Source organism: Micromonospora sp. NPDC007220, from assembly GCF_040634035.1.
Lineage (GTDB): Bacteria > Actinomycetota > Actinomycetes > Mycobacteriales > Micromonosporaceae > Micromonospora > Micromonospora reichwaldensis.
Map to the genome: position 1 here is coordinate 1 of NZ_JBEYEU010000038.1, position 18,060 is coordinate 18,060.

General features: G+C 75.0%; 19 protein-coding genes. 11 read left to right on the forward strand and 8 right to left on the reverse strand.

The genetic code is table 11. From position 1 onward, the window contains the following. Nucleotides 1-203 precede the first annotated feature (203 nt). The 3 genes from ABZ573_RS30610 to ABZ573_RS30620 are packed head-to-tail and all read left to right on the forward strand — an operon-like array spanning nt 204 to nt 2,081. Complete coding sequence (locus ABZ573_RS30610) at nt 204-1,106, forward strand: AraC family transcriptional regulator (protein WP_327030964.1); 903 nt, start codon at nt 204-206, stop codon at nt 1,104-1,106. A 7-nt stretch (nt 1,107-1,113) separates the two neighbouring features. Continuing rightward, entirely contained in the window at nt 1,114-1,569 is a 456-nt protein-coding gene (locus ABZ573_RS30615) for an Rrf2 family transcriptional regulator (RefSeq protein WP_121398934.1), read from the forward strand. Then, the gene (locus tag ABZ573_RS30620; RefSeq protein WP_358122520.1) at nt 1,569-2,081 is read left to right on the forward strand and encodes a GNAT family N-acetyltransferase; all 513 of its coding nucleotides are present in this window, start codon (nt 1,569-1,571) and stop codon (nt 2,079-2,081) included. The genes ABZ573_RS30615 and ABZ573_RS30620 overlap by 1 nt, the downstream gene beginning before the upstream one ends. Nucleotides 2,082-2,122: 41 nt before the next feature. Here the strand turns inward: ABZ573_RS30620 and ABZ573_RS30625 are convergent, their stop codons facing one another. Then, a complete protein-coding gene (locus tag ABZ573_RS30625) occupies nt 2,123-2,671 on the reverse strand; it encodes a flavin reductase family protein (protein ID WP_358122557.1) in 549 nt (182 codons plus the stop codon). Between the two features lie 346 nt (nt 2,672-3,017). On the opposite strand from ABZ573_RS30625, the gene ABZ573_RS30630 reads away from it, so the two are divergent. Beyond that, a complete protein-coding gene (locus tag ABZ573_RS30630) occupies nt 3,018-3,197 on the forward strand; it encodes a DUF4236 domain-containing protein (protein ID WP_007075522.1) in 180 nt (59 codons plus the stop codon). Between the two features lie 57 nt (nt 3,198-3,254). Here ABZ573_RS30630 and ABZ573_RS30635 read toward each other — a convergent pair whose 3' ends face one another. Both ABZ573_RS30635 and ABZ573_RS30640 read right to left on the reverse strand, forming a co-directional pair. Beyond that, nucleotides 3,255-4,145, reverse strand: a complete 891-nt coding sequence (locus ABZ573_RS30635; protein ID WP_358122522.1) for a hypothetical protein — start codon at nt 4,143-4,145, stop codon at nt 3,255-3,257. Nucleotides 4,146-4,327: 182 nt separating this feature from the next. Then, nucleotides 4,328-4,849, reverse strand: coding sequence for a VOC family protein (locus tag ABZ573_RS30640; protein WP_151457290.1), 522 nt, complete (start codon nt 4,847-4,849; stop codon nt 4,328-4,330). A 50-nt stretch (nt 4,850-4,899) separates the two neighbouring features. Between ABZ573_RS30640 and ABZ573_RS30645 the strand changes: the two genes are divergently transcribed. Both ABZ573_RS30645 and ABZ573_RS30650 read left to right on the forward strand, forming a co-directional pair. Continuing rightward, entirely contained in the window at nt 4,900-5,361 is a 462-nt protein-coding gene (locus ABZ573_RS30645) for a MarR family transcriptional regulator (RefSeq protein ID WP_132240103.1), read from the forward strand. 57 nt (nt 5,362-5,418) lie between these two features. Beyond that, on the forward strand, nt 5,419-6,981 hold the full coding sequence (locus tag ABZ573_RS30650; RefSeq protein WP_151457291.1) for a tetratricopeptide repeat protein: 1,563 nt from the start codon (nt 5,419-5,421) through the stop codon (nt 6,979-6,981). A 125-nt stretch (nt 6,982-7,106) separates the two neighbouring features. Here the strand turns inward: ABZ573_RS30650 and ABZ573_RS30655 are convergent, their stop codons facing one another. Next, the gene (locus tag ABZ573_RS30655) at nt 7,107-8,609 is read right to left on the reverse strand and encodes an ATP-binding protein (protein WP_358122560.1); all 1,503 of its coding nucleotides are present in this window, start codon (nt 8,607-8,609) and stop codon (nt 7,107-7,109) included. Between the two features lie 53 nt (nt 8,610-8,662). Beyond that, nucleotides 8,663-9,319, reverse strand: a complete 657-nt coding sequence (locus tag ABZ573_RS30660; RefSeq protein ID WP_132240027.1) for a response regulator transcription factor — start codon at nt 9,317-9,319, stop codon at nt 8,663-8,665. Nucleotides 9,320-9,413: 94 nt separating this feature from the next. Here ABZ573_RS30660 and ABZ573_RS30665 point away from each other — a divergent pair, with 94 nt between their 5' ends. Next, nucleotides 9,414-10,523, forward strand: a complete 1,110-nt coding sequence (locus tag ABZ573_RS30665) for a sigma-E factor regulatory protein RseB domain-containing protein (RefSeq protein ID WP_358122525.1) — start codon at nt 9,414-9,416, stop codon at nt 10,521-10,523. Nucleotides 10,524-10,694: 171 nt separating this feature from the next. Continuing rightward, nucleotides 10,695-13,001, forward strand: coding sequence for an ATP-binding domain-containing protein (locus tag ABZ573_RS30670; RefSeq protein ID WP_327030958.1), 2,307 nt, complete (start codon nt 10,695-10,697; stop codon nt 12,999-13,001). A 67-nt stretch (nt 13,002-13,068) separates the two neighbouring features. On the opposite strand, the gene ABZ573_RS30675 is transcribed toward ABZ573_RS30670, so the two are convergent. Continuing rightward, nucleotides 13,069-13,476 (reverse strand): hypothetical protein, encoded by a 408-nt coding sequence (locus ABZ573_RS30675; RefSeq protein ID WP_151457334.1) that lies wholly within the window; start codon nt 13,474-13,476, stop codon nt 13,069-13,071. Nucleotides 13,477-13,862: 386 nt separating this feature from the next. Here ABZ573_RS30675 and ABZ573_RS30680 point away from each other — a divergent pair, with 386 nt between their 5' ends. Further along, on the forward strand, nt 13,863-14,267 hold the full coding sequence (locus ABZ573_RS30680) for a hypothetical protein (protein ID WP_151455875.1): 405 nt from the start codon (nt 13,863-13,865) through the stop codon (nt 14,265-14,267). Nucleotides 14,268-14,336: 69 nt separating this feature from the next. Here ABZ573_RS30680 and ABZ573_RS30685 read toward each other — a convergent pair whose 3' ends face one another. Further along, complete coding sequence (locus ABZ573_RS30685) at nt 14,337-15,302, reverse strand: sporulation protein (RefSeq protein ID WP_327030957.1); 966 nt, start codon at nt 15,300-15,302, stop codon at nt 14,337-14,339. Nucleotides 15,303-15,630: 328 nt separating this feature from the next. Here ABZ573_RS30685 and ABZ573_RS30690 point away from each other — a divergent pair, with 328 nt between their 5' ends. Beyond that, nucleotides 15,631-16,065, forward strand: coding sequence for a pyridoxamine 5'-phosphate oxidase family protein (locus ABZ573_RS30690; protein WP_358122528.1), 435 nt, complete (start codon nt 15,631-15,633; stop codon nt 16,063-16,065). A gap of 117 nt (nt 16,066-16,182) precedes the next feature. Here ABZ573_RS30690 and ABZ573_RS30695 read toward each other — a convergent pair whose 3' ends face one another. Next, the gene (locus ABZ573_RS30695) at nt 16,183-16,788 is read right to left on the reverse strand and encodes a TetR family transcriptional regulator (RefSeq protein WP_358122530.1); all 606 of its coding nucleotides are present in this window, start codon (nt 16,786-16,788) and stop codon (nt 16,183-16,185) included. Between the two features lie 100 nt (nt 16,789-16,888). Here ABZ573_RS30695 and ABZ573_RS30700 point away from each other — a divergent pair, with 100 nt between their 5' ends. After that, a complete protein-coding gene (locus ABZ573_RS30700; protein ID WP_358122532.1) occupies nt 16,889-18,055 on the forward strand; it encodes an FAD-dependent oxidoreductase in 1,167 nt (388 codons plus the stop codon). Nucleotides 18,056-18,060: the final 5 nt, after the last annotated feature.

Below are 18,060 nucleotides of genomic sequence, written 5' to 3' on the forward strand. Positions count from 1 at the left end.
TGACGTGTGCTTTGCCGTTCTCCGGGGGGTGGGCCGGGGCGCGGCCCGCCGCCCGCCCGCCCCCCCCGCCCCCCGGCCGGCCGGCGGGCGCCCGCCGGCCGGCCGGCCAGTGGGCCGGGCCCGCAGTGCGACCGGCCGCGCGCGTTACCTGGGAGGCGCTCCCGGGATGCATTGGCCGTCGCTCCGGGCTACCGTCGCAGGCGATGGTCTCTTCCGGTCAGCTCTCCCCCGCTCCGCCCGGCAACCCGGCGACCGCCCCCGCCGAGATCGACACGGTCGCCCTCGGTGACCTCGCCCCCGAGCCGCGCTGGCGTCGTCCGGTGCTGCTGGAGAAGGACCTGCTCGTGCTGACCACGGGCGGACACGGCACGGCCGAGTTGGACTTCCGCGCCCTGCCCTGCCGCCCCGGGACGCTGCTGCGGGTGCGCGCCGGCCAGGTGCTGCGCTGCGCCGGCCCGCAGCTCGACGCGACGGTGGTGCGCTGGGATCCGGCGGCGCTGCGCGGGCTCGACGTCGATCCGGACGCCGTCCCGGCCTGGCTCCAGCTCGCCGGCGAGGACGAGGACGCGGTGATCAACGAGGTGAGCCAGCTGGCGGTGGACTGCCAACGGCACCGGGGACTCGCCGTCGCGCGCGGACTGCTCCGCCACCAGCTCGCCGTGCTGCTGCTCCGGCTGTCGATGCTGCCCGAACGCGCCCACCCGGCGACCCGGGCGGAGGCCGCCACCTTCCATCGGCTGTGCCGCGAGGTCGAACGCGGCTACCAGCACACCCGCCGGGTCGAGGACTACGCCGCCCGGCTGGGCTGCTCGGTGCGTACGCTCACCCGGGCCTGCCTGGCGGTGACCGGGCGCAGCGCCAAGCAGGTGGTCGACGAGCGGGTGGCCCTCCAGGCGAGCCGGCTGCTGGCCGCCACCGACGAGCCGATCGCCCGCATCGGCCGGCGGCTGGGCTTCTCCGAGCCGACGAACTTCGGCCGGTTCTTCACCCGGGAGGTCGGGGTGAGCCCGGGCGCGTTCCGCGCGGCCCGCGAGCAGCCGGTACCCGGGCCGGTCGTCCGGCCCCGCCCGCCCGCCGACGCGACCGGCCGACCGCGCGGGGCATGATGTCGGGGTGCAGATCTCCGCGCGCGGCGACTACGCGGTACGGGCGGCCCTGAGCCTCGCCACCGCGTACCCTCGGCTGCTGTCCACCCAGGCCATCGCCACGGAGCAGGACATGCCGCGCAAGTTCCTGGAGGCCGTCCTGGCCGACCTGCGGCGGGCCGGCATCGTCCGGGCGCAGCGCGGCGCCGAGGGCGGCTACACGTTGGCCCGGCCGCCGCGCGAGGTGACCGTCGGCGCGGTGCTGCGCGCCGTGGAGGGTCCGCTGGCCGGGGTGCGCGGGCTGCGCCCGGAGGAGACCAGCTACGAGGGCGCGGCGGAGAACCTGCCCGGGCTCTGGGTCGCGGTGCGGGCCGCCGTGCGACGGGTGGTCGACGAGGTGAGCCTCGCGGAGATAATCAGTGGCCGGCTGCCCGCCCACGTCCGTAGGTTGACGGCTTTGCCCGACGCCTGGGAGCCGCGCTGATGCCCACCCCCGTCCTGCACACCGACCGCCTGCTGCTGGAGCCCTACCGGCCGGACGACGCCGAGGACGCCGTGTCCCTGCTCGCCGACCCGGAGGTGGGCCGGTTCATGGGCGACGGCCCGCTGAGCGCCGAGGCGGCCGGCGCCCTCTTCGGGCGGATCTTCACGAAGGTCTACGCGGAGGACCTCTTCGACGTCTGGGCGGTGCGCCGGGACGGTCGCTACGTCGGGCACGCCGAGATCAAGCGGACGGACCAGGTCGACGGTCACGAGATCATCTACGCGTTGGCGAAGCCGGCCTGGGGCGCCGGTCTCGGCACGGAGCTGGCCCGGGCCCTGGTCCGCCACGGCTTCGACGCCCTCGGCCTGCCCCGCGTGTACGCGACGGTCGCCGACGCCAACCACGCGTCGCTGTCGCTGCTGGCCAGGATCGGCTTCGTCCACGAACGCGACATCGCCGAGGACGATGGCAGCGTGACCCGCGTGCTCGTCGTCGACCGCGCCCCCGCCTGACCAGGGCCGGCCGGCCGCGCCGTGGGGCGGGCCCGGCCCGGTCAGGGCCGCGCCAGCGGGCCCGTCGTGGTGTAGCCGCCCCGGTGGTGGACCAGCGGGTCCCCGTCCTCGCCGCCGCCGAGCGCGAGCGGCTCGACCACGAAGAGGGTGTGGTCGCCGACCGGCACCCGGTGCACGACCCGGCACAGCAGCCGGGCCAGCGCTCCGGTCAGCAGCGGCACGTCGAACGGCCCCGGCGTCCAGTGCGGATAGGCGGCGAACCGGTCGATCCCGCCGGTGGCGAAGACCCGGGCGGCCTCCCGCTGGTGGGCGCCGAGCAGGTGCACGGCGACGTGCTCGGCCCGGGCGAAGACGGGCCAGCTCGACGAGACGGTCCCGAGGCAGAACGAGACCAGCGGCGGGTCCAGCGAGACCGACGTGAACGACGTGGCCGTGAAGCCGGCCCGTACGGGCCCGCCGGAGGCGTCCGGGTGGGCCGGGGCGACCGCGGTGACGACGGTGACGGTGGCGGCCTGCCGGCGCAGCAGCGCCCGGAACAGGTCCCGGTCCACCGGCAGCAGGTCGGCATCGCCCTGCCTGGACCACTCCACGGTGGTCACGCCGGCTGCGGAGTCGGGTGGGCGCCGGAGGTGCGGGGCAGCCCTCCGTCGACGGGCAGGCGAGCCGCGTGGAGAAGATCGTCCCGCTGCGTCATCGCCCCATGCTGCCGGGGGCCGGGGCCCCGGTCAATGCCCCTATCGGAGGCGGGATCGACGTCGGCCGACACCGCCCCGGACCCCTATTGCCGGCGGGTGGGGTTCGACCCCCTCGGACGCACAGGATTCGTCACCGCCCCTCGACGCCGTCCAGAGCGGACGGACAGGGGTTTCACGATTCGGCGATCCGGGCATGTTCGGGTTCGACAGGGCAGGGAAGGGAATCGAAGGGAGTCCGACGATGGGTCTGATGTTCCGCAAGCGCAAGAAGTACGGTCCGATCATCCTGAACTTCACCGAGAACGGCTTCTCCTCCTGGAGCATCAAGATCGGTCGCTGGTCCTGGAACTCGCGGGCCAAGGCGCACCGGGTCGACCTGCCGGGTCCGCTGTCCTGGAAGCAGGACAAATCCCGGGCGTGAGGTCCCGAGGTCGAGCGGGGTGCCGGTGATCCACCGGCACCCCGCTCGACGTTCGCGTCAGGACGCCGGTCCGTCCCCGTGCGCCGAGACGACCACGTCCCCGCCGAGCCGGCCGTGCTCCGGGTCGCGGGTCGCCTCCCCCGCGTCGAGCAGGCCGGTCAGCGCCCGGACGGCGTCGGACGACCGGTAGACGGTCGCCGTGAGGGCGTGCCGGCGCAGCTCGGTGACCGTACGCGGGCCGGAGCGCGCCAGCTCCGCCAGCAGCTCGCGGCGCAGCGGGCCGGGCTCCGGGGCCGCGACGACGTCGAGCAGCCGCCCCGCCGGGTCGCGGTAGCGCACGCCGGCGGCACCGTCGACCGCCCAGAGCGCCTCCTTGAACGCCTCCAAGCTCTTGTCCGACCCCGTCGCGAAGGCGAGCAGCCGCGCCGGAGCCCCGTCGGCGGGCACCAGTTCCAGCTCGGTCGTCAGCGGGAACCCGGCGTCGGCGAGGGCGGCGCGCGCGGGGGTGCCGACGGCGGTGGCGAGCAGCACGTCCGCCGGCTTGCCGATCGCCGCGGCGGTCAGCACGGCGGGATCGGCGGCGTCGTCGTCCACGACGGACAGCAGGGGCGCGCCGGCCGCGCCGGCCGCCTTGACCGCCACCGGCAGCCGGGCCGGTCCGCCGGGCACGAGGTGCACGGCGACGCCCGCCGGCAGTTCCGCCTCCACGGCGCCGAGCCGGGCCGGCAGCTCCTCGGTGCCGTCGGCGAGCACCAGCACGGTGAGCTGGCGCCCCCGCAGCCGGTCGGCGTGCCGGGCGACCACCCGCAGCGCGGCCTCCGCGGAGCCGGCGTCGCCGCCGGCGTACGCCAGGGCCAGGGTGGCCCGCCGGGCGCGGTGCAGCGCCCCCGGCAGCCAGGTCTCCAGGTGTCGGACGAGCAGCTCGCGCAGGACGGCGTCGGTCGGCATGCTGCCGTTCTACCGCACGCCCGCCCCGGGCCGGGCACAGCTCCCCCCATCCGGGCCGGACGGCGCGGCGCGCGGTCGGGGCGGCGCGCGGTCGGGGCGGCGCGCGGTCGGGGCGGCGCGCGGTCGGCGCGGCGTCCCGCCCCGAGCCGGTCAGGACGGGACGCCGTCGGATCCCGGTCGGGTCAGGCCGGGACGGAGACGCCGACGCCGCCACGGGTCTGGCCGCCGTAGCGCCGCCGCTCGGCGTCCAGGTCGAGCCGGCCGATCCGCTTGCGGGCGGCCAGGGCGGCGTCGTCGAGCCGGTCGGCGGGCACCAGCCAGACGATCTCGAACTCCAGCCCGTCCGGGTCCTGGCCGTAGAGGCTCTTGGTGGTGCCGTGGTCGGACGCGCCGCCCAGGGCGCCGGCGGCGGCCAGCCGCTGGGCGGTCACCTCCAGCTCGTCGAGGGTGTCGACCTCCCAGGCCAGGTGGTAGAGCCCGACGGTGCCGCGGCCGGCGGTGGAGGGGCCGGTGCCCGCGCCGACCTCGAACAGGCCGAGGTCGTGGTCGTTGGTGGAGCCGGGCGCCTGGAGGAAGGCGGCGCCCCGGAAGCCGTCCGGCGTCATCGGGATCGGCCGGAAGCCCAGCACGTCGCGGTAGAAGCCGACGCTGCGGGCGAGGTCACTGACGTAGAGCACGGCGTGGTTCAGACGGTGGATTCCCATGCCACCGACGCTAGCGCGATTTTGTTGAACGTTCAACTATCTGGCGTATGATGGGCGTCATGACCCGCTGGCTGGACCCCGACGAGCAGCGCACCTGGCGCGCGTACCTGACCGCCTCCCGGGCGCTGATGGAGGCGCTGGACCGGGAGCTGCAACGCGACGCCGGGATGCCGCACGCCTACTACGAGATCCTGGTCCGGCTCTCCGAGGCGCCGCAGCGGCGGCTGCGGATGAGCGACCTCGCCGAGGCCAGCGGCTCCTCGCGCAGCCGGCTCTCGCACGCCGTGGCCCGGCTGGAGGCGGCCGGCTGGGTCCGCCGCGAGGAGTGCCCCACCGACCGGCGCGGGCAGATCGCCGTCCTCACCGACGAGGGATTCGCCACCCTCGCCGCCGCCGCACCCGGCCACGTCGAGGGGGTACGCCGGCACCTCTTCGACGCGTTGAGCCCGGCCCAGGTGGACCAGTTGCGTCGGATCAGCGAGACGCTCGCCGCACACCTGACCGGTTCTTGACCAATACACTCCCGCTCGGGTCTTGTACTTACCGTCGTCGGATGAGCACGATGGGGCGTGCCTTACGGCTTCGGTGAACTGACTGACCAGGCGCACCACCTGGTGTCCTCCGGCGACCTCGCCGGTGCCCAACGGCTGCTCGCGGACGCGCTGACCGACGCCGACCCGCGTCCGGCCAACGCCACACCCGAGCTGGCCGAGGCCGCCAGCCTCCAGGCCCGCGTGCTGGTCGCCCTCGGCGAGCCGCACTCGGCCCGGGGCTGGGCCGCCTTCGCGTACGCGGCCGCGACCCGGCTGCACGGGCGCTCCGACCAGCGCACGGTGGCCGCCGCGGCCACCCTCGCGGCGGTGCTGCACCGGGTCGGCAGCTGGTCCCGCGCCGCCCGGCTCTACCAGGAAGTGATCATCGAGCTGACCGCGCTCGACGGTCCCGAGTCGCTGCGGGTGCTCGCCGCCCACGCCGACCTCGCCACCGTGGAGTACGCGCGCGGCCAGTGCCAGGTGGCCCGCGACCGGCTGCTGGACGCCTGGGAGCTGCACCGCGAGGTCTACGGCGACGGGCACCCCAGCGGCATCAAGATGCTGGCCCGGCTCGGGGCGATGCGGCGCGACTGCGGGCAGTTCGCCGAGGCGCACGACAACCTGGCGCTGGCCCGGGAGCTGTGCCGACAGCACCTGCCGGCGGACGACCCGCTGGCCACGCAGGTGGCGGGGCTGGCCAGGGCGGCGGCCAACCCGGACCACGTCTGCGCCGACACCGCACCCGTCGGCCGGGACGGTCCGATCGTGCCATCCGCGCGCACCCCGCCTCCGGGCGACGGGCCGGCGACGGCACAGCACCCCTCGCAGGCGGGCTACCGCCCGGCGGAGCCGGACCCGTACGCCGGGCCGCCGCACGTGGTGCCGACGCCCCGGCAGCCGACGGAGGACCCGCCGCCCGGCTGGTGGCCCCCCGAGGCCGACGCCGGGGACGGGCCGGCCGACAGCGCCGTGCCGCCGGCGGTCGTCCCCCTGGCCAACGGCGCCACCGAGGAGGCCGAGGGGGTGCACCGGGTCCGCCAGCCCGGCGCGCCCGAGGAGCCCTACCAGCCGTCGCGGCTGCTGCCGGTGCCGGTGCACCGCGCGCCGTCCCGGCGCACCAACCGGCTGCTGCCGCTCGCCGTCGGTGGCGTCGCGGTGGTGCTGCTGGGCACGGTGGCGGTGATCACCGGGGTGGCCGGGATGGACGGTGCCCCCGACCCGGCGCCCCCGGCAGCCACCGGCGCACCGGCCTCCACGCGGGCCGGGGACCCGGCCGGCACGGGCGCCCCGTCGGCCGCCGGCCCCACGGCCGGGGCCGTGGCCTCCCCCGGCAGCCCGCCGGGCTCGGTGACGCTGCGGGACAACCGCGACAACGTGGCGCTGCGCTGGACGTACCCGGCCGGCGGCGAGGGCCCGGTGGTCATCTCGGGCGGCCGGGTCGGCCAGGCGCAGACGGCCTTCGCCAACCTGCCCGCCGGCACCACCGCCTTCGTCGTCTACGGACTGAACCGCAGCACCGACTACTGCTTCACGGTCGCGGTCGTGTGGTCGACCGACACGATCGCCCGCGCCCAGCAGGTCTGCACCCGCCGCGGCTGAAGGCCCGTCGCGACTGACGGCCCGCTCCGGCTGACGGGCCGCCGCGCGGGTCCCGGGTGGCGCGGCGCCGATCGTGGGCGCGCCGGGCGGTCCGGCCGGACCATCGCCCGGCGCGGCCCGGTCCGTCAGGGCCGCTCCGGGTCGGGCAGGGCCGGCAGCAGCAGCCGTACCCGCAGCCCCGGACCGCCGTCCCGGCCGGGGTGGGCGTCGGTCAGGACGATGCCGCCGCTGGCCCGGCGGACCAGCTCGCGCACGATGGCCAGCCCGAGGCCGGCGCCGCCGTCGTCCCGGGCGCGGGCGTCGTCGAGCCGGGTGAACCGCCCGAAGACCCGCTCCCGGTCCGCGGCCGGGATCCCCGGCCCGTCGTCGGTCACCGTCACCAGGTGGTACGCCCCGTCGCCAGCGCCGCTGCCGCCCGTTCCCCTGCCGGCCGTCCCGCCGTCCGCCGCTCCCCGGCCGGCCGTCCAGCCGTCCGGCGCTCCCCGGCTGGGCAGCCCGCCGTCCACCGCTCCCCGACCGGCCAGCCCGCCGGCGCCGCCCGCCTCGTCGGCGCCCGGGCCGGCGGTCAGCACCACCTCGCCGTGGGCGTGCCGGACCGCGTTGTCGACCAGGTTGGTGAGGATCCGGCGCAGCTCGTCGGGGTCGCCCTCGGTCCACAGCGGCATCGCCGGCGCGTCGAGGCGCACCGGCGGCGCCGCATACCGGGCGGCCACCGCCGCCAGCAGGGCCCCCAACTCGACCGGCCCGGTGGCCCGTGCCGTCGGCCGCTCGTCGAGCCGGGCCAGCAGGAGCAGGTCGTCGACGAGCCAACCGAGCCGCTCGGTGTCGGCGAGCAGGTTCGCCGACACCGCCGGCCAGTCCGTCCGGTCGGCGAGCCGCCGGGCGACCTCCAGCTCGGTACGGATGTTCGTCAGCGGGCTGCGCAGCTCGTGGGCGGCGTCGGCGACGAACGCCCGCTGCCGGTCCCGGGCGGACTCCAGCCGGCCCAGCATCCCGTTGAGCGTCACCGCCAGCCGGTGGATCTCGTCCTGCGACGCCGGTACGGGCAGCCGCCCGCACCCGTCCCGCCCGGTGATCTCCTCGGCGCCCCGGCGCAGCGCCTCCACCGGGCGCAGGGTCGCGCCGACCACCCGCCAGGCCACGGCGGCCAGCACCGCCACCAGCAGCGGAAAACTCACCAGCAGGATGGTCCGTACGACGTGCGCGCTGTGCCGTACGTCCGCCAGCGACCGGGCCACCAGGACGGTGCGCGGGTCGGCGGCGGTGCCCGCCGGTACGGTCACCACCCGCACCGGCCCGGCCAGGCCGACCCGCTCCCCCGACACCGTCAGCCGCTGCCGCGCGCCGGTGTCGATCCGTTCCGGCGACACCATCGGCACCAACCGGTCGGCGTCGATCGAGGCGGCCCGCACCCTGCCCTCGGCGTCGATCACCTGCACCCGGACCTGTCCGCCGGCCACCGGCAGCGGATCGGGCAGGACCTCCTCGGCGGCGAGCAGCGCGACCGCGTCGGCGGTCTGGAACGCCTCGGTGTCCACGGCGCGTTGCAGGGCCCAGCCCAGCACGGCGAGCAGGACGAGCCCTCCGACGGCCAGTCCCCCCGACACCCCGAGCACCCCGACCACCATCAGCCGCCCGCGCAGCCCGAGCGCGGCACGCAGGCGCCCGCGCGCCCCCCGCGTCACGGGGCGAGCCGATAGCCGGCGCCCCGGACCGTCTCCAGACGCTCCCGGCCGATCTTGCGCCGCAGGTATCCCACGTAGACCTCGACGGCGTTGGGCGCCGTCTCGACGCTGGCGTCCCAGACGTGGTCGAGCAGCTCCGTCTTGGAGACCACCTCGCCGGGGCGGCGCATCAGGTAGTCGAGCAGCGCGAACTCGCGGCTGGTCAGCGCGACCTCGGCGTCGGCCCGGGTCACCCGCCGCCGGGCCGGATCGAGCCGGAGGTCGCCGACCGCGAGGACCGTGGGGCGTTCGGGGGCGCCGCGACGCAACAGGGCCCGCAGCCGGGCCAGCAGCACGACGTACGAGAAGGGCTTGGTGAGGTAGTCGTCGGCCCCGCAGTCCAGCCCGTCGGCCTGGTCGTACTCGCCGTCCTTCGCCGAGAGCATGAGCACCGGGAGCCAGTGCTCCTCGGCGCGCAACCGGCGCACCAGCTCGTAGCCGGAGAGGCCGGGCAGCATCACGTCGAGGATCATCGCGTCGTACCCACCGTGCCGGGCCGCGTCGAGCCCCGCCGGGCCGGTCGCCGCCACGTCCACCGCGAACCCCTCGGCCTGCAGACCCCGTTGCAGGGCGGACGCCAGCCGCGACTCGTCCTCCACCACCAGCAACCGCACGGGGTCAAGGGTGCCACCCGTGCGGGCGGTCGTACGGTCGTCCTCAGCGCCCTCACAGCGTCGGGGAGGCAGGATGTCCGGCAGGAGGTGTCACATGTCCGTCCTGAAGAGCCGTCCCGTCCTACGCTGGCTGGTCCCGGTGACCGCCGTCGTGACCGTCATCGGCGGCGGCGCCGCGCTCGGCACGTTCGCCGCCCAGGCCGAGCCGAGCCTGCCGCCGCGTACCGCCGCCCAACTCCTGGTCGACCTGCAGACCTCCCGGCTGGAGGGGCTCTCCGGCACGGTCGTGCAGCGCGCCGACCTGGGCCTGCCGCCGCTGGCCGGCCTGGTCGCCGGCGACGGCCCGGCCGGCCTGCTGACCGGCACGCACACGCTGCGGGTCTGGCACTCCGGGCCCGACCGGCAGCGCATCGCCCTCGTGGACACGCTCGGCGAGCGGGACGTCATCCGCAACGGCCGCGACGTGTGGGCCTGGAACAGCCGGTCCAACACCGCCACCCACCGCACGCTCCCCGAGGGCGCCGGCGGGACCGGGAGCCCGGAGTTGCCGGTCACCCCCGGGGAGGCGGCCGACCGGGCCCTGGCGGCGATCAGCCCGAGCACCGAGGTGAGCGTCGGCCGGTCCGCCACGGTCGCCGGCCGGGACGCGTACGAGCTGGTGCTCGCCCCGCGCGACGCCGCCTCGCTGGTGTACCAGGTGCGCATCGCCATCGACGCGCGCCAGCACGTGCCGCTGCGCTTCGAGGTCTTCGCCGACGGCAGCGACAAGCCGGCCTTCGAGATGGCCTTCACCCAGGTGTCGTACGCCCGGCCGGACGCCGAGCAGTTCACCTTCAACCCGCCGCCCGGGGTGAAGGTGACCGAGGAGACCGCCGGGAACAAGCCCGCCGACGCGCCCGGGAAGCGACCGGCGCACGGCGAGCGGCCGGACGTGCGTACCGTCGGCGAGAGCTGGGCCACGGTGGTGGTCGCGCGGCTCGACGGTGCCGGCACGCCCGCCGACCGGGCCGGGACCGCCCCCGCCGGGGACGGGTCGACCGGCGACCCGGCGGCGCTGCTCGGCAAGCTGCCGAAGGTCAGCGGCGACTGGGGCAGCGGCCGGCTGCTGACCGGGAAGCTGTTCAGCGCGCTGCTCACCGACGACGGCCGGCTCATCGCCGGAGCGGTGACGCCGGAGCGGCTCTACGAGGTCGCCAGGGGCTGAGGACCGGCAGTCCGGGGGCCCGCCATGCGGCGGGCCCCCGCTGTCTCTCCGGGGCGGCCTGTGGCGTGGCCCGGCGCGCTTGGTCGCGACGGCCGGCGCACGGTATCTTTCTCAGTTCAGGCAACAAAAAGAACGGCCATCGAAAGCCGTTCCGAGAGAGATGCTAACCAAATGGGAGACGGCTTGTCAAGGCATTCCGCCGATTCCGCCGAATTGCAGTCCGATGACGAAATCGGCCGCGAACAGGAATATGTCTCGATGCTCTACCGCCGGCTGGACGAGCTGCGCGAGCAGGCGTCCCGACGGCTGACCGAGGAGCTGCGGGCGACCGGCGGCACCCTCCAGGCCCGCTCCCAGCGCGACAGCGCGGTGCGGATGTACGCCGACCAGGTCGAGCAGCTCTCCGCCGTCGAGAGCGGCCTCTGCTTCGGCCGGCTCGACACCGACGACGGCGGCCCGCACTACATCGGCCGGATCGGCATCTTCGACACCGGCGGCGACTACGACCCGCTGCTGATGGACTGGCGTGCCCCCGCGGCCCGCGCCTTCTATCTCGCCACCGCGGCCAACTCCCAGGGAGTGCGCCGCCGCCGGCACCTGCGCACCCGGGAGCGGAAGGTGATCGCCCTCAACGACGAGGTGCTGGACCTGGAGACCGCCTCCCCCACCGCGCACGAGGAGCTGACCGGCGAGGCGTCGCTGCTCGCCGCGCTCAACGCCGGGCGCACCGGCCGGATGCGCGACATCGTCGAGACCATCCAGGGCGAGCAGGACCGGATCATCCGCGCCGACCTGCCGGGCGTACTGGTCGTGCAGGGTGGCCCCGGCACCGGCAAGACCGCCGTCGCGCTGCACCGCGCGGCGTACCTGCTCTACACCCACCGCGAGCAGCTCTCCACCCGGGGCGTGCTCATGGTCGGCCCGAACGCCACGTTCCTGCGCTACATCTCCCAGGTGCTCCCGGCGCTGGCCGAGACGGGCGTGCTCCTGCGGACGCAGGGCGACCTCTTCCCGGGGGTCAGCGCCCGCCGGGCCGAGCCCGCCGCGACCGCCGCGCTCAAGGGCCGCGCGGTGCTGGTCGAGGTGCTGGCCGCCGCCGTACGGGACCGGCAGTGGGTGCCCGACGAGCCGCTGGAGATCGAGCTGCCGCAGCAGGAGGTGCTGCTGCTCGACCCGGAGACCGTCCGCGCCGCCCGGGAGCGGGTCCGCCGCTCCGAGCGGCCCCACAACCTGGCCCGGGCGCTCTTCGACGTCGAGATCGTCCACGCCCTAGCGGCCCAGGTCGCCGAGCGCATCGGCGCGGACCCGCTGGGCGGGGAGAACCTGCTCGACGAGGCCGACGTGGCGGAGATCCGCCGCGAGCTGCGCGAGGAGCCCGAGGTGCGGGCCGTGCTGGACCAGCTCTGGCCGGTGCTCACCCCGCAGCGCCTGCTCGCCGACCTGTACGCCTCCCCCGACCGGATCGCCGTCGCCGCGCCCATGCTCACCGAGGCCGAGCGGGCCATGCTGCACCGCGAGCCGGGCGGCTGGACGCCGGCCGACGTCCCGCTGCTCGACGAGGCGGCCGAGCTGCTCGGCGAGGACGAGCGGGCCGCCGCCGCCCGCCGGGAGCGGATCCGGGCCCTGCAACGGGAGTACGCCGAGGGCGTGCTGGAGATCGCCCGGGGCTCCCGCTCCATCGACGTGGAGGACGAGGCCGACGGCGGTGAGATCCTCGGCGTCACCGACCTGATCGACGCCGACCGGCTGCTGGAGCGGCAGGAGGAGGCGGACCGGCTGACCACCGCCCAGCGGGCCGCGGCCGACCGGGGCTGGGCGTTCGGGCACGTGATCGTCGACGAGGCACAGGAGCTCTCGCCCATGGCCTGGCGGCTGCTGATGCGCCGCTGCCCGAGCCGCTCGATGACCATCGTCGGCGACGTGGCGCAGACCGGCGCGCTGTCCGGCACCCCGTCCTGGGCCGACGCGCTGGAGCCGTACGTGGCGCAGCGCTGGCGGCTGGAGGAGCTGACGGTCAGCTACCGCACCCCGGCCGAGATCATGGCGGTCGCCGCCGACGTGCTCACCGAGATCGACCCTGCACTGCGCCCACCCCGCTCCGTACGCTCCAGCGGTGTCCCGCCGTGGGACCGCGCGGTGGCACCGGAACGCCTGGCGGCGGAGCTGGTCGCCGCCACCACCGGGGAGGCCGCCGGCCTGGACGACGGCCGGCTCGGGGTGATCGTGCCGGCCGGTCGGGTCGACGAGCTGGGCGCCGCGCTCACCGCCGCCCTGCCCGAGGCGGCCATCGGCGAGGACCCGGAGCTGGAGAGCCGCGTGGTGGTGCTCACCGTCGGCCAGGCCAAGGGCCTCGAATTCGACTCGGTCCTCCTGGTCGACCCCGACCGCATCGTGGCGGAGTCGCCCCGGGGTCGCAGCGACCTCTACGTCGCCCTCACCCGCGCCACCCAACGCCTGGGCATCCTCCGCCCCGCCTGACCCGCCGGCCCCGTTGCGCCCGCCGGCCCCGTTGCGCCCGCCGGCTCCCTGCGACCTGGTCGGCGGGTCACTCCGGGGTGAAGTCGCCGACCTGGCTGGCGGTGCCGGACTGGTCGCTGGTGGAGCCGCCCGCCGGGGTGCTCAGGCCGCCGGTGGTGGCGTCGCCCGTGGTGGTCGGGGCCACCTTGCCCGGGTGCCGCTCCGGCTGGCGTGCCACCCGGCGCACGCTGGCCGGGCCGGCGGTGCCGCCGGTCGTGGTCACGGCGCCCTGACCCCGGGTCGGTCCGCCGTCGCGCAGCACCTCCGGGTCGACCGGAACGTGCGCCGGGTCGTCCGGGTCCTCGTCCTGGATGACCCGCTGCACGTCGGTAGGGGGCACGGTCACCTCGTCGAGAACGCCCTCGCCGTACACACCACCGGCGATCCGCTCCTCGGCCCGCCGGGCGGCGTCCTGTCGCACGTCGTCCTCACGCATGTCCATCACCTCACAGGAGTGGTCGGTCCGACCTGCGTGCCCGCCACCCCCACCGACAAACCCGCCCCACCTGTCGCCCCGCCGTCCCGCCCGCACCCGGCGTCGATCATGCAGTCGTGGTGCCCGTCAGATACCCGTTCAGGCGTTTTGTACCCCACCGCAACTGCATGATCGACGCCGGCTTCGGGGCGGGGCGGGGGTGGGTTTGGTGGGGGTGGGGTGCAGGGAGCGGGGCAGGTATCCGGGGTGCCGGGGGTGTTACTGCCCCCGTCGGGTCGGGTAGACGGCGGGTGCCCCCGCCATGCACGCGAACCGTGCCGTGGCCGACACGCGGTAGCGGGGCGAGGGAACGCAGGTACGACTCATCGCATCCTGAGGAGGACAAGATGAGCACGCAGGCTGCTTCCACCAGGCCGATGAACCGGCCGACGCAGGACGCGCCCAACCGGGCGATGCAGGACCGGGCCATGCAGGACCGGGCCATGCAGGAGACGCCCACCCGCCCGATGCCGATGATGCATGACGGGCACCGGGAGGCCATGCAGGCACCCGGCACGGAGACCAAGCCGTCGCTGCGTACGACCGAGTTCTGGGTCTACATCGCGGCCGTGATCGGCGTGCTGGCCGCCTCGCAGCTGGTCGGCCAGAACTCGACCGGCGTGGACATCTTCCGGGCCGACAACGCCTGGTTCATGATCACGCTGCTGACCATCGGTTACCTGGGTAGCCGCGGTCTGGCCAAGGCCGGCAGCAACTGGCGCAGTGGCGAGGAGCGCAAGGCCCGGCACTGACCGGGCGACGCACCACGGCAACGGTGGCCCTCGGGACTACGGTCCCGGGGGCCACCGTCGTGAGTGGTCCTACTCCTCGAAGCCGCCGAAGTCCTCGCCGTCGCCCTCGAAGGCGTCGCCGATCATGTCTCCGACGATCATTCCCCCGACGGCTCCCATCGCGGCACCGGCGACGACGCCACCCATGCCGACGCCTCGGCCGTGACCGTGCCCGTGACCGTGACCGTGGCCGCCGAAGCCGTGGGCGCCGCGCAGGCTGCCGTAGCGGGAGGTGGTCTCCCGGAGCCAGCCGTCGACGACCTGGACCCAGTCCGTCTTGTCGGCGTCGGCGTGCGAGAGCCGGTAGTGGCCGAAGGCGTCGTGCCCGGGGGTCAGGAACCCGCCGCGCTTGTCGCACTCCAGGATGACCTCGACGCCGTGCGGGCTGGTCACGAAGGTCAGCTCGACCTCGTTGATGGTGCTCGCGTACTGGGGCGAGGCGAAGAACTCGATCTCCTGGTAGAACGGCAGCGTCTGCTGCGTGCCACGGATGTGACCGCGCTCCAGGTCGGCGTGCTTGAACCGGAAGCCGAGCCGCTGGAACGCCTCCAGGATCCGCTCGTGCACCGGCAGCGGGTGCACGTTGACCTGGTCCAGGTCGCCCTTGTCGACCGCCCGGGCGATGGCCAGCTCGGTGCGCAGCCCCATCGTCATGCCGCGCAGCCGCTGGCCGTAGACGTCGGTGATCGGCGTCTCCCACGGGACCGGGAGCTGGAACGGCAGGGAGAGCTGCTGCTTCGGGGCGAGCTGGAACGCGCCGCTGACCGGCAGCCGGTGGAACTCCATCACGCCGGCGTACTCGGTGTCACCGCCCTCGATCTCGACCCGGGTGACCAGGCTGACGACGACCTGCTCGACGTTGGCCGGGGCGTCCCCGCCCTGCAGGTTGACCTGCCCCTCGAGGGTCAGACCGGGGCGGGTGTTCGGGTTGGTCAGGACGGTGTCGACGCTCGGCCCGCCCACTCCGAACGCGCTCAACATCTTCTTGAAGACCATCGGAACTCCCGTGCAAAGACACCGCACTCCACCCTGGAGCCGGTCGCTGACTCGTCGGGACACTACGCGGAAGCGCTGTGAAGTGCCTGTGAGAGTGCACCACGACGGCGCAGACCGCAGGTGGACCGGCATCCCCGCGAGCCTCCCGGTGATCAGGACACCATGGACCCTAAAACGGCGGGATAAGGTCCATGGCGTCCTGATCACCATTGGACGGACCGGGGCGGCGGTGCGGCACCACAGCCCCGCCGCAAGACGCCGTCGGGGTCAGGCACCTCTCGGGCATGCGGCAGATCTGGGCAGGGGGTTGGGCGTGGAGGTTTCGGGCGTGGGGGCGAGCATCGGGCGTACGGGTCTGCCAGAGCCGCAGGCAGCGGTCCCACCGGAGGTCGCGGCTCGCCTGGCCCGGGAGTTGAGAGTCTGGCTGTGCACCCTGCGCCGCGACGGTTCGCCGCACGTGACGCCGGTCTGGTTCGTCTACGTCGATGACACGTGGTGGATCGGTTGCGGGGGCGAGAGCGTCAAGGCCCGCAACGTGGCGGCGGATCCACGGGTGTCGCTGGCCCTGGAGGGCGGGGAAGCCCCCGTCGTGGCCGAGGGTCTCGCCCGGGTGCGCCGAACCGACTTCCCGGACCCGATCGTCAAGGCTTTCGCGACCAAGTACGGAGGGTGGGATATCCGCGAGCCGGTCGCCCCGGAGAGCTTCCGGGTGTTGCTGGAGATCCCCGTACGACGCTGGTTGCTCGCGGGCGTGGCCCGTTGAATTCGGCTCCCCGGGAAGCGGAGCGCGTCGCGCTGATGTCGTAGACGGCTCAGCTCGACAGCGCCGAGCCGTCTGGTAGCCCGCGCATCCGCAGGAGCGGAACGGTCAGGGTGCGGATCACGCCTTCGGGGCGGCGATGGCGGAAAGGTCTCCGGTGAGTGCGGCCACTGCCCGCTGGATTCGAAGCGGGGCCGCTGGATCGGGGCCGCCCGTGAGGGCGACGTGGTGCAGCACGCCGACCACCGCCAGGGCCAGCGCCTCCACGTCGGCGCCGACGGCCACCCGTCCGAGTTGCCGCTCGGCGGCCAGGTAGCCGGCGACGGCACGCTCGACCGCCTGCAGGCCGGCGGTCCCACCGCCCAGCACCGTCTCGACCTGTGTCACCAGGTCGGGCCGGAAGGCCATCAGCCGGGCCAGTGCCAGCAGCGTCTCCATCGGCGTAGCCAGGATGGCCTGGTTGAGGTTGCCGGCGACCGTGCCGGACCCGGCGCGCTCCGGGAGGCCGGCCACCGCGCCGGAGACCACGAAGGACCGGTCGATCCAGTACCCGGCCAGGAAGTCGTCGAAGTTCGCGAAGTGCGCGTAGAGCAGCCCGGTGGCGACGCCGGCCTCGCGCGTCACGGCCCTGCCGGTGAGCCGGCTCGGTCCGTCTCGCACGATCAGCCGCTCGACGGCGGCGAAGAGCTGCTGCCGAATCTCCGGGATGGCTACTCCACGCGGCATGTCCGAAGTCTAGGCGGTGACGCCGTCCCTCGTTGCGCCCGGTATGAGCAGTCGCTCATACTAGTTTGAGCGAACGCTCATTCTGACTCGGGAGTGCTGGATGAAACGTGCAGTGATCGTGGGAGCGGGCATAGCCGGGCTGGCCACCGCGCTGCGACTCGGACGCGACGGATGGCACACGGTCGTGGTGGAACGCGCCCCCGCCCGACGCAGCAGCGGCTACATGGTCAATCTGATAGGCCCGGGCTACGACGCCGCCGAGCGCCTCGGCCTGCTCACCGCGCTGTCCGCGTACGACCTGGGTCTGTTCACCACCGTGCTCGTCCGCGCCGACGGACGGCCCAAGTTCACGGTGCCGTCCAGCCTCGCCGAGGCCGCCCTCGGCAACCGGGCCGTGTCGGTGTTCCGCGGCGACCTGGAGTCGACGCTGTACGAGGCGGTGCGCGACCGCGCCGACATCCGCTTCGGCACCACCGTCACGGCCCTGGAGCAGGACACCGAGCGGGTGCGGGTGGTGCTGAGCGACGGCACCACGGAACACGCCGACCTGCTCGTCGGCGCCGACGGGGTGCACTCCGCCACGCGGACGGCCGCGTTCGGCTCCGGCTTCCAGGTCGATCTGCCGTACGTCGTGGGCGCCTTTCCCCTGGCCGACCCGGTGGCGGGCGTGCCGGACTCCTCAGCCACCACGTTCATCGGCCCGGGACGCACGGCGGCGATCGTCAACCTGGGCCCGCGGCGATCGTCGGCGTTCTTCACGTACCGCAGCGCGGACCCGGCCGCCGACCTGCGGCGCGGAGCGGTGGAGGCGCTCGACGCGGCGTTCGGGGATCTCGGCGGGGGTGTCCCCGACGCGATCCGCCACCTCGGGAAGGACCCGGCCGGCGCCTACTTCGACGCGATCAGCCAGGTGGTGATGCCACGCTGGAGCACCGGCCGGATCGTGCTGCTCGGGGACGCGGCCTGGTGCGTCACGCTCTTCGCCGGGCACGGGGCGACCCTCGCGCTCGCCGGCGCGGACCAGCTCGGCGCCGCCCTGCAACGGCACGACGACGTGCCGGCGGCACTGACCGAGTGGGAGGCGGGACTGCGCCCGGAAGCCATGAAACGGCAGGCGCTCGCCCGTCGAGGAATGCTCCAGTACGCGCCGCCGAGCCGGTTCCACGTGTGGATGGGCGACGTGACCATCCGGGCGATGACCCTCCCGGGTGTGCGCGGTCTCGTCCGGCGCGGCATCGAGCGCGCGAACCGCAAGGCCGTGCCGTGACCACG

Excerpts from the sequence above, each read along its gene's own strand:
- ABZ573_RS30635 (WP_358122522.1), bottom strand. The coding sequence starts at position 4,145 with ATGCCGACCGACGCCGTCCTGCGCGAGCTGCTCGTCCGACACCTGGAG.
- ABZ573_RS30630 (WP_007075522.1), top strand. The coding sequence starts at position 3,018 with ATGGGTCTGATGTTCCGCAAGCGCAAGAAGTACGGTCCGATCATCCTG.
- ABZ573_RS30620 (WP_358122520.1), top strand. The coding sequence starts at position 1,569 with ATGCCCACCCCCGTCCTGCACACCGACCGCCTGCTGCTGGAGCCCTAC.
- ABZ573_RS30675 (WP_151457334.1), bottom strand. The coding sequence starts at position 13,476 with ATGCGTGAGGACGACGTGCGACAGGACGCCGCCCGGCGGGCCGAGGAG.
- ABZ573_RS30700 (WP_358122532.1), top strand. The coding sequence starts at position 16,889 with ATGAAACGTGCAGTGATCGTGGGAGCGGGCATAGCCGGGCTGGCCACC.
- ABZ573_RS30685 (WP_327030957.1), bottom strand. The coding sequence starts at position 15,302 with ATGGTCTTCAAGAAGATGTTGAGCGCGTTCGGAGTGGGCGGGCCGAGC.
- ABZ573_RS30655 (WP_358122560.1), bottom strand. The coding sequence starts at position 8,609 with ATGGTGGTCGGGGTGCTCGGGGTGTCGGGGGGACTGGCCGTCGGAGGG.
- ABZ573_RS30670 (WP_327030958.1), top strand. The coding sequence starts at position 10,695 with ATGGGAGACGGCTTGTCAAGGCATTCCGCCGATTCCGCCGAATTGCAG.
- ABZ573_RS30610 (WP_327030964.1), top strand. The coding sequence starts at position 204 with ATGGTCTCTTCCGGTCAGCTCTCCCCCGCTCCGCCCGGCAACCCGGCG.
- ABZ573_RS30640 (WP_151457290.1), bottom strand. The coding sequence starts at position 4,849 with ATGGGAATCCACCGTCTGAACCACGCCGTGCTCTACGTCAGTGACCTC.
- ABZ573_RS30695 (WP_358122530.1), bottom strand. The coding sequence starts at position 16,788 with ATGCCGCGTGGAGTAGCCATCCCGGAGATTCGGCAGCAGCTCTTCGCC.
- ABZ573_RS30645 (WP_132240103.1), top strand. The coding sequence starts at position 4,900 with ATGGGCGTCATGACCCGCTGGCTGGACCCCGACGAGCAGCGCACCTGG.
- ABZ573_RS30680 (WP_151455875.1), top strand. The coding sequence starts at position 13,863 with ATGAGCACGCAGGCTGCTTCCACCAGGCCGATGAACCGGCCGACGCAG.
- ABZ573_RS30665 (WP_358122525.1), top strand. The coding sequence starts at position 9,414 with ATGTCCGTCCTGAAGAGCCGTCCCGTCCTACGCTGGCTGGTCCCGGTG.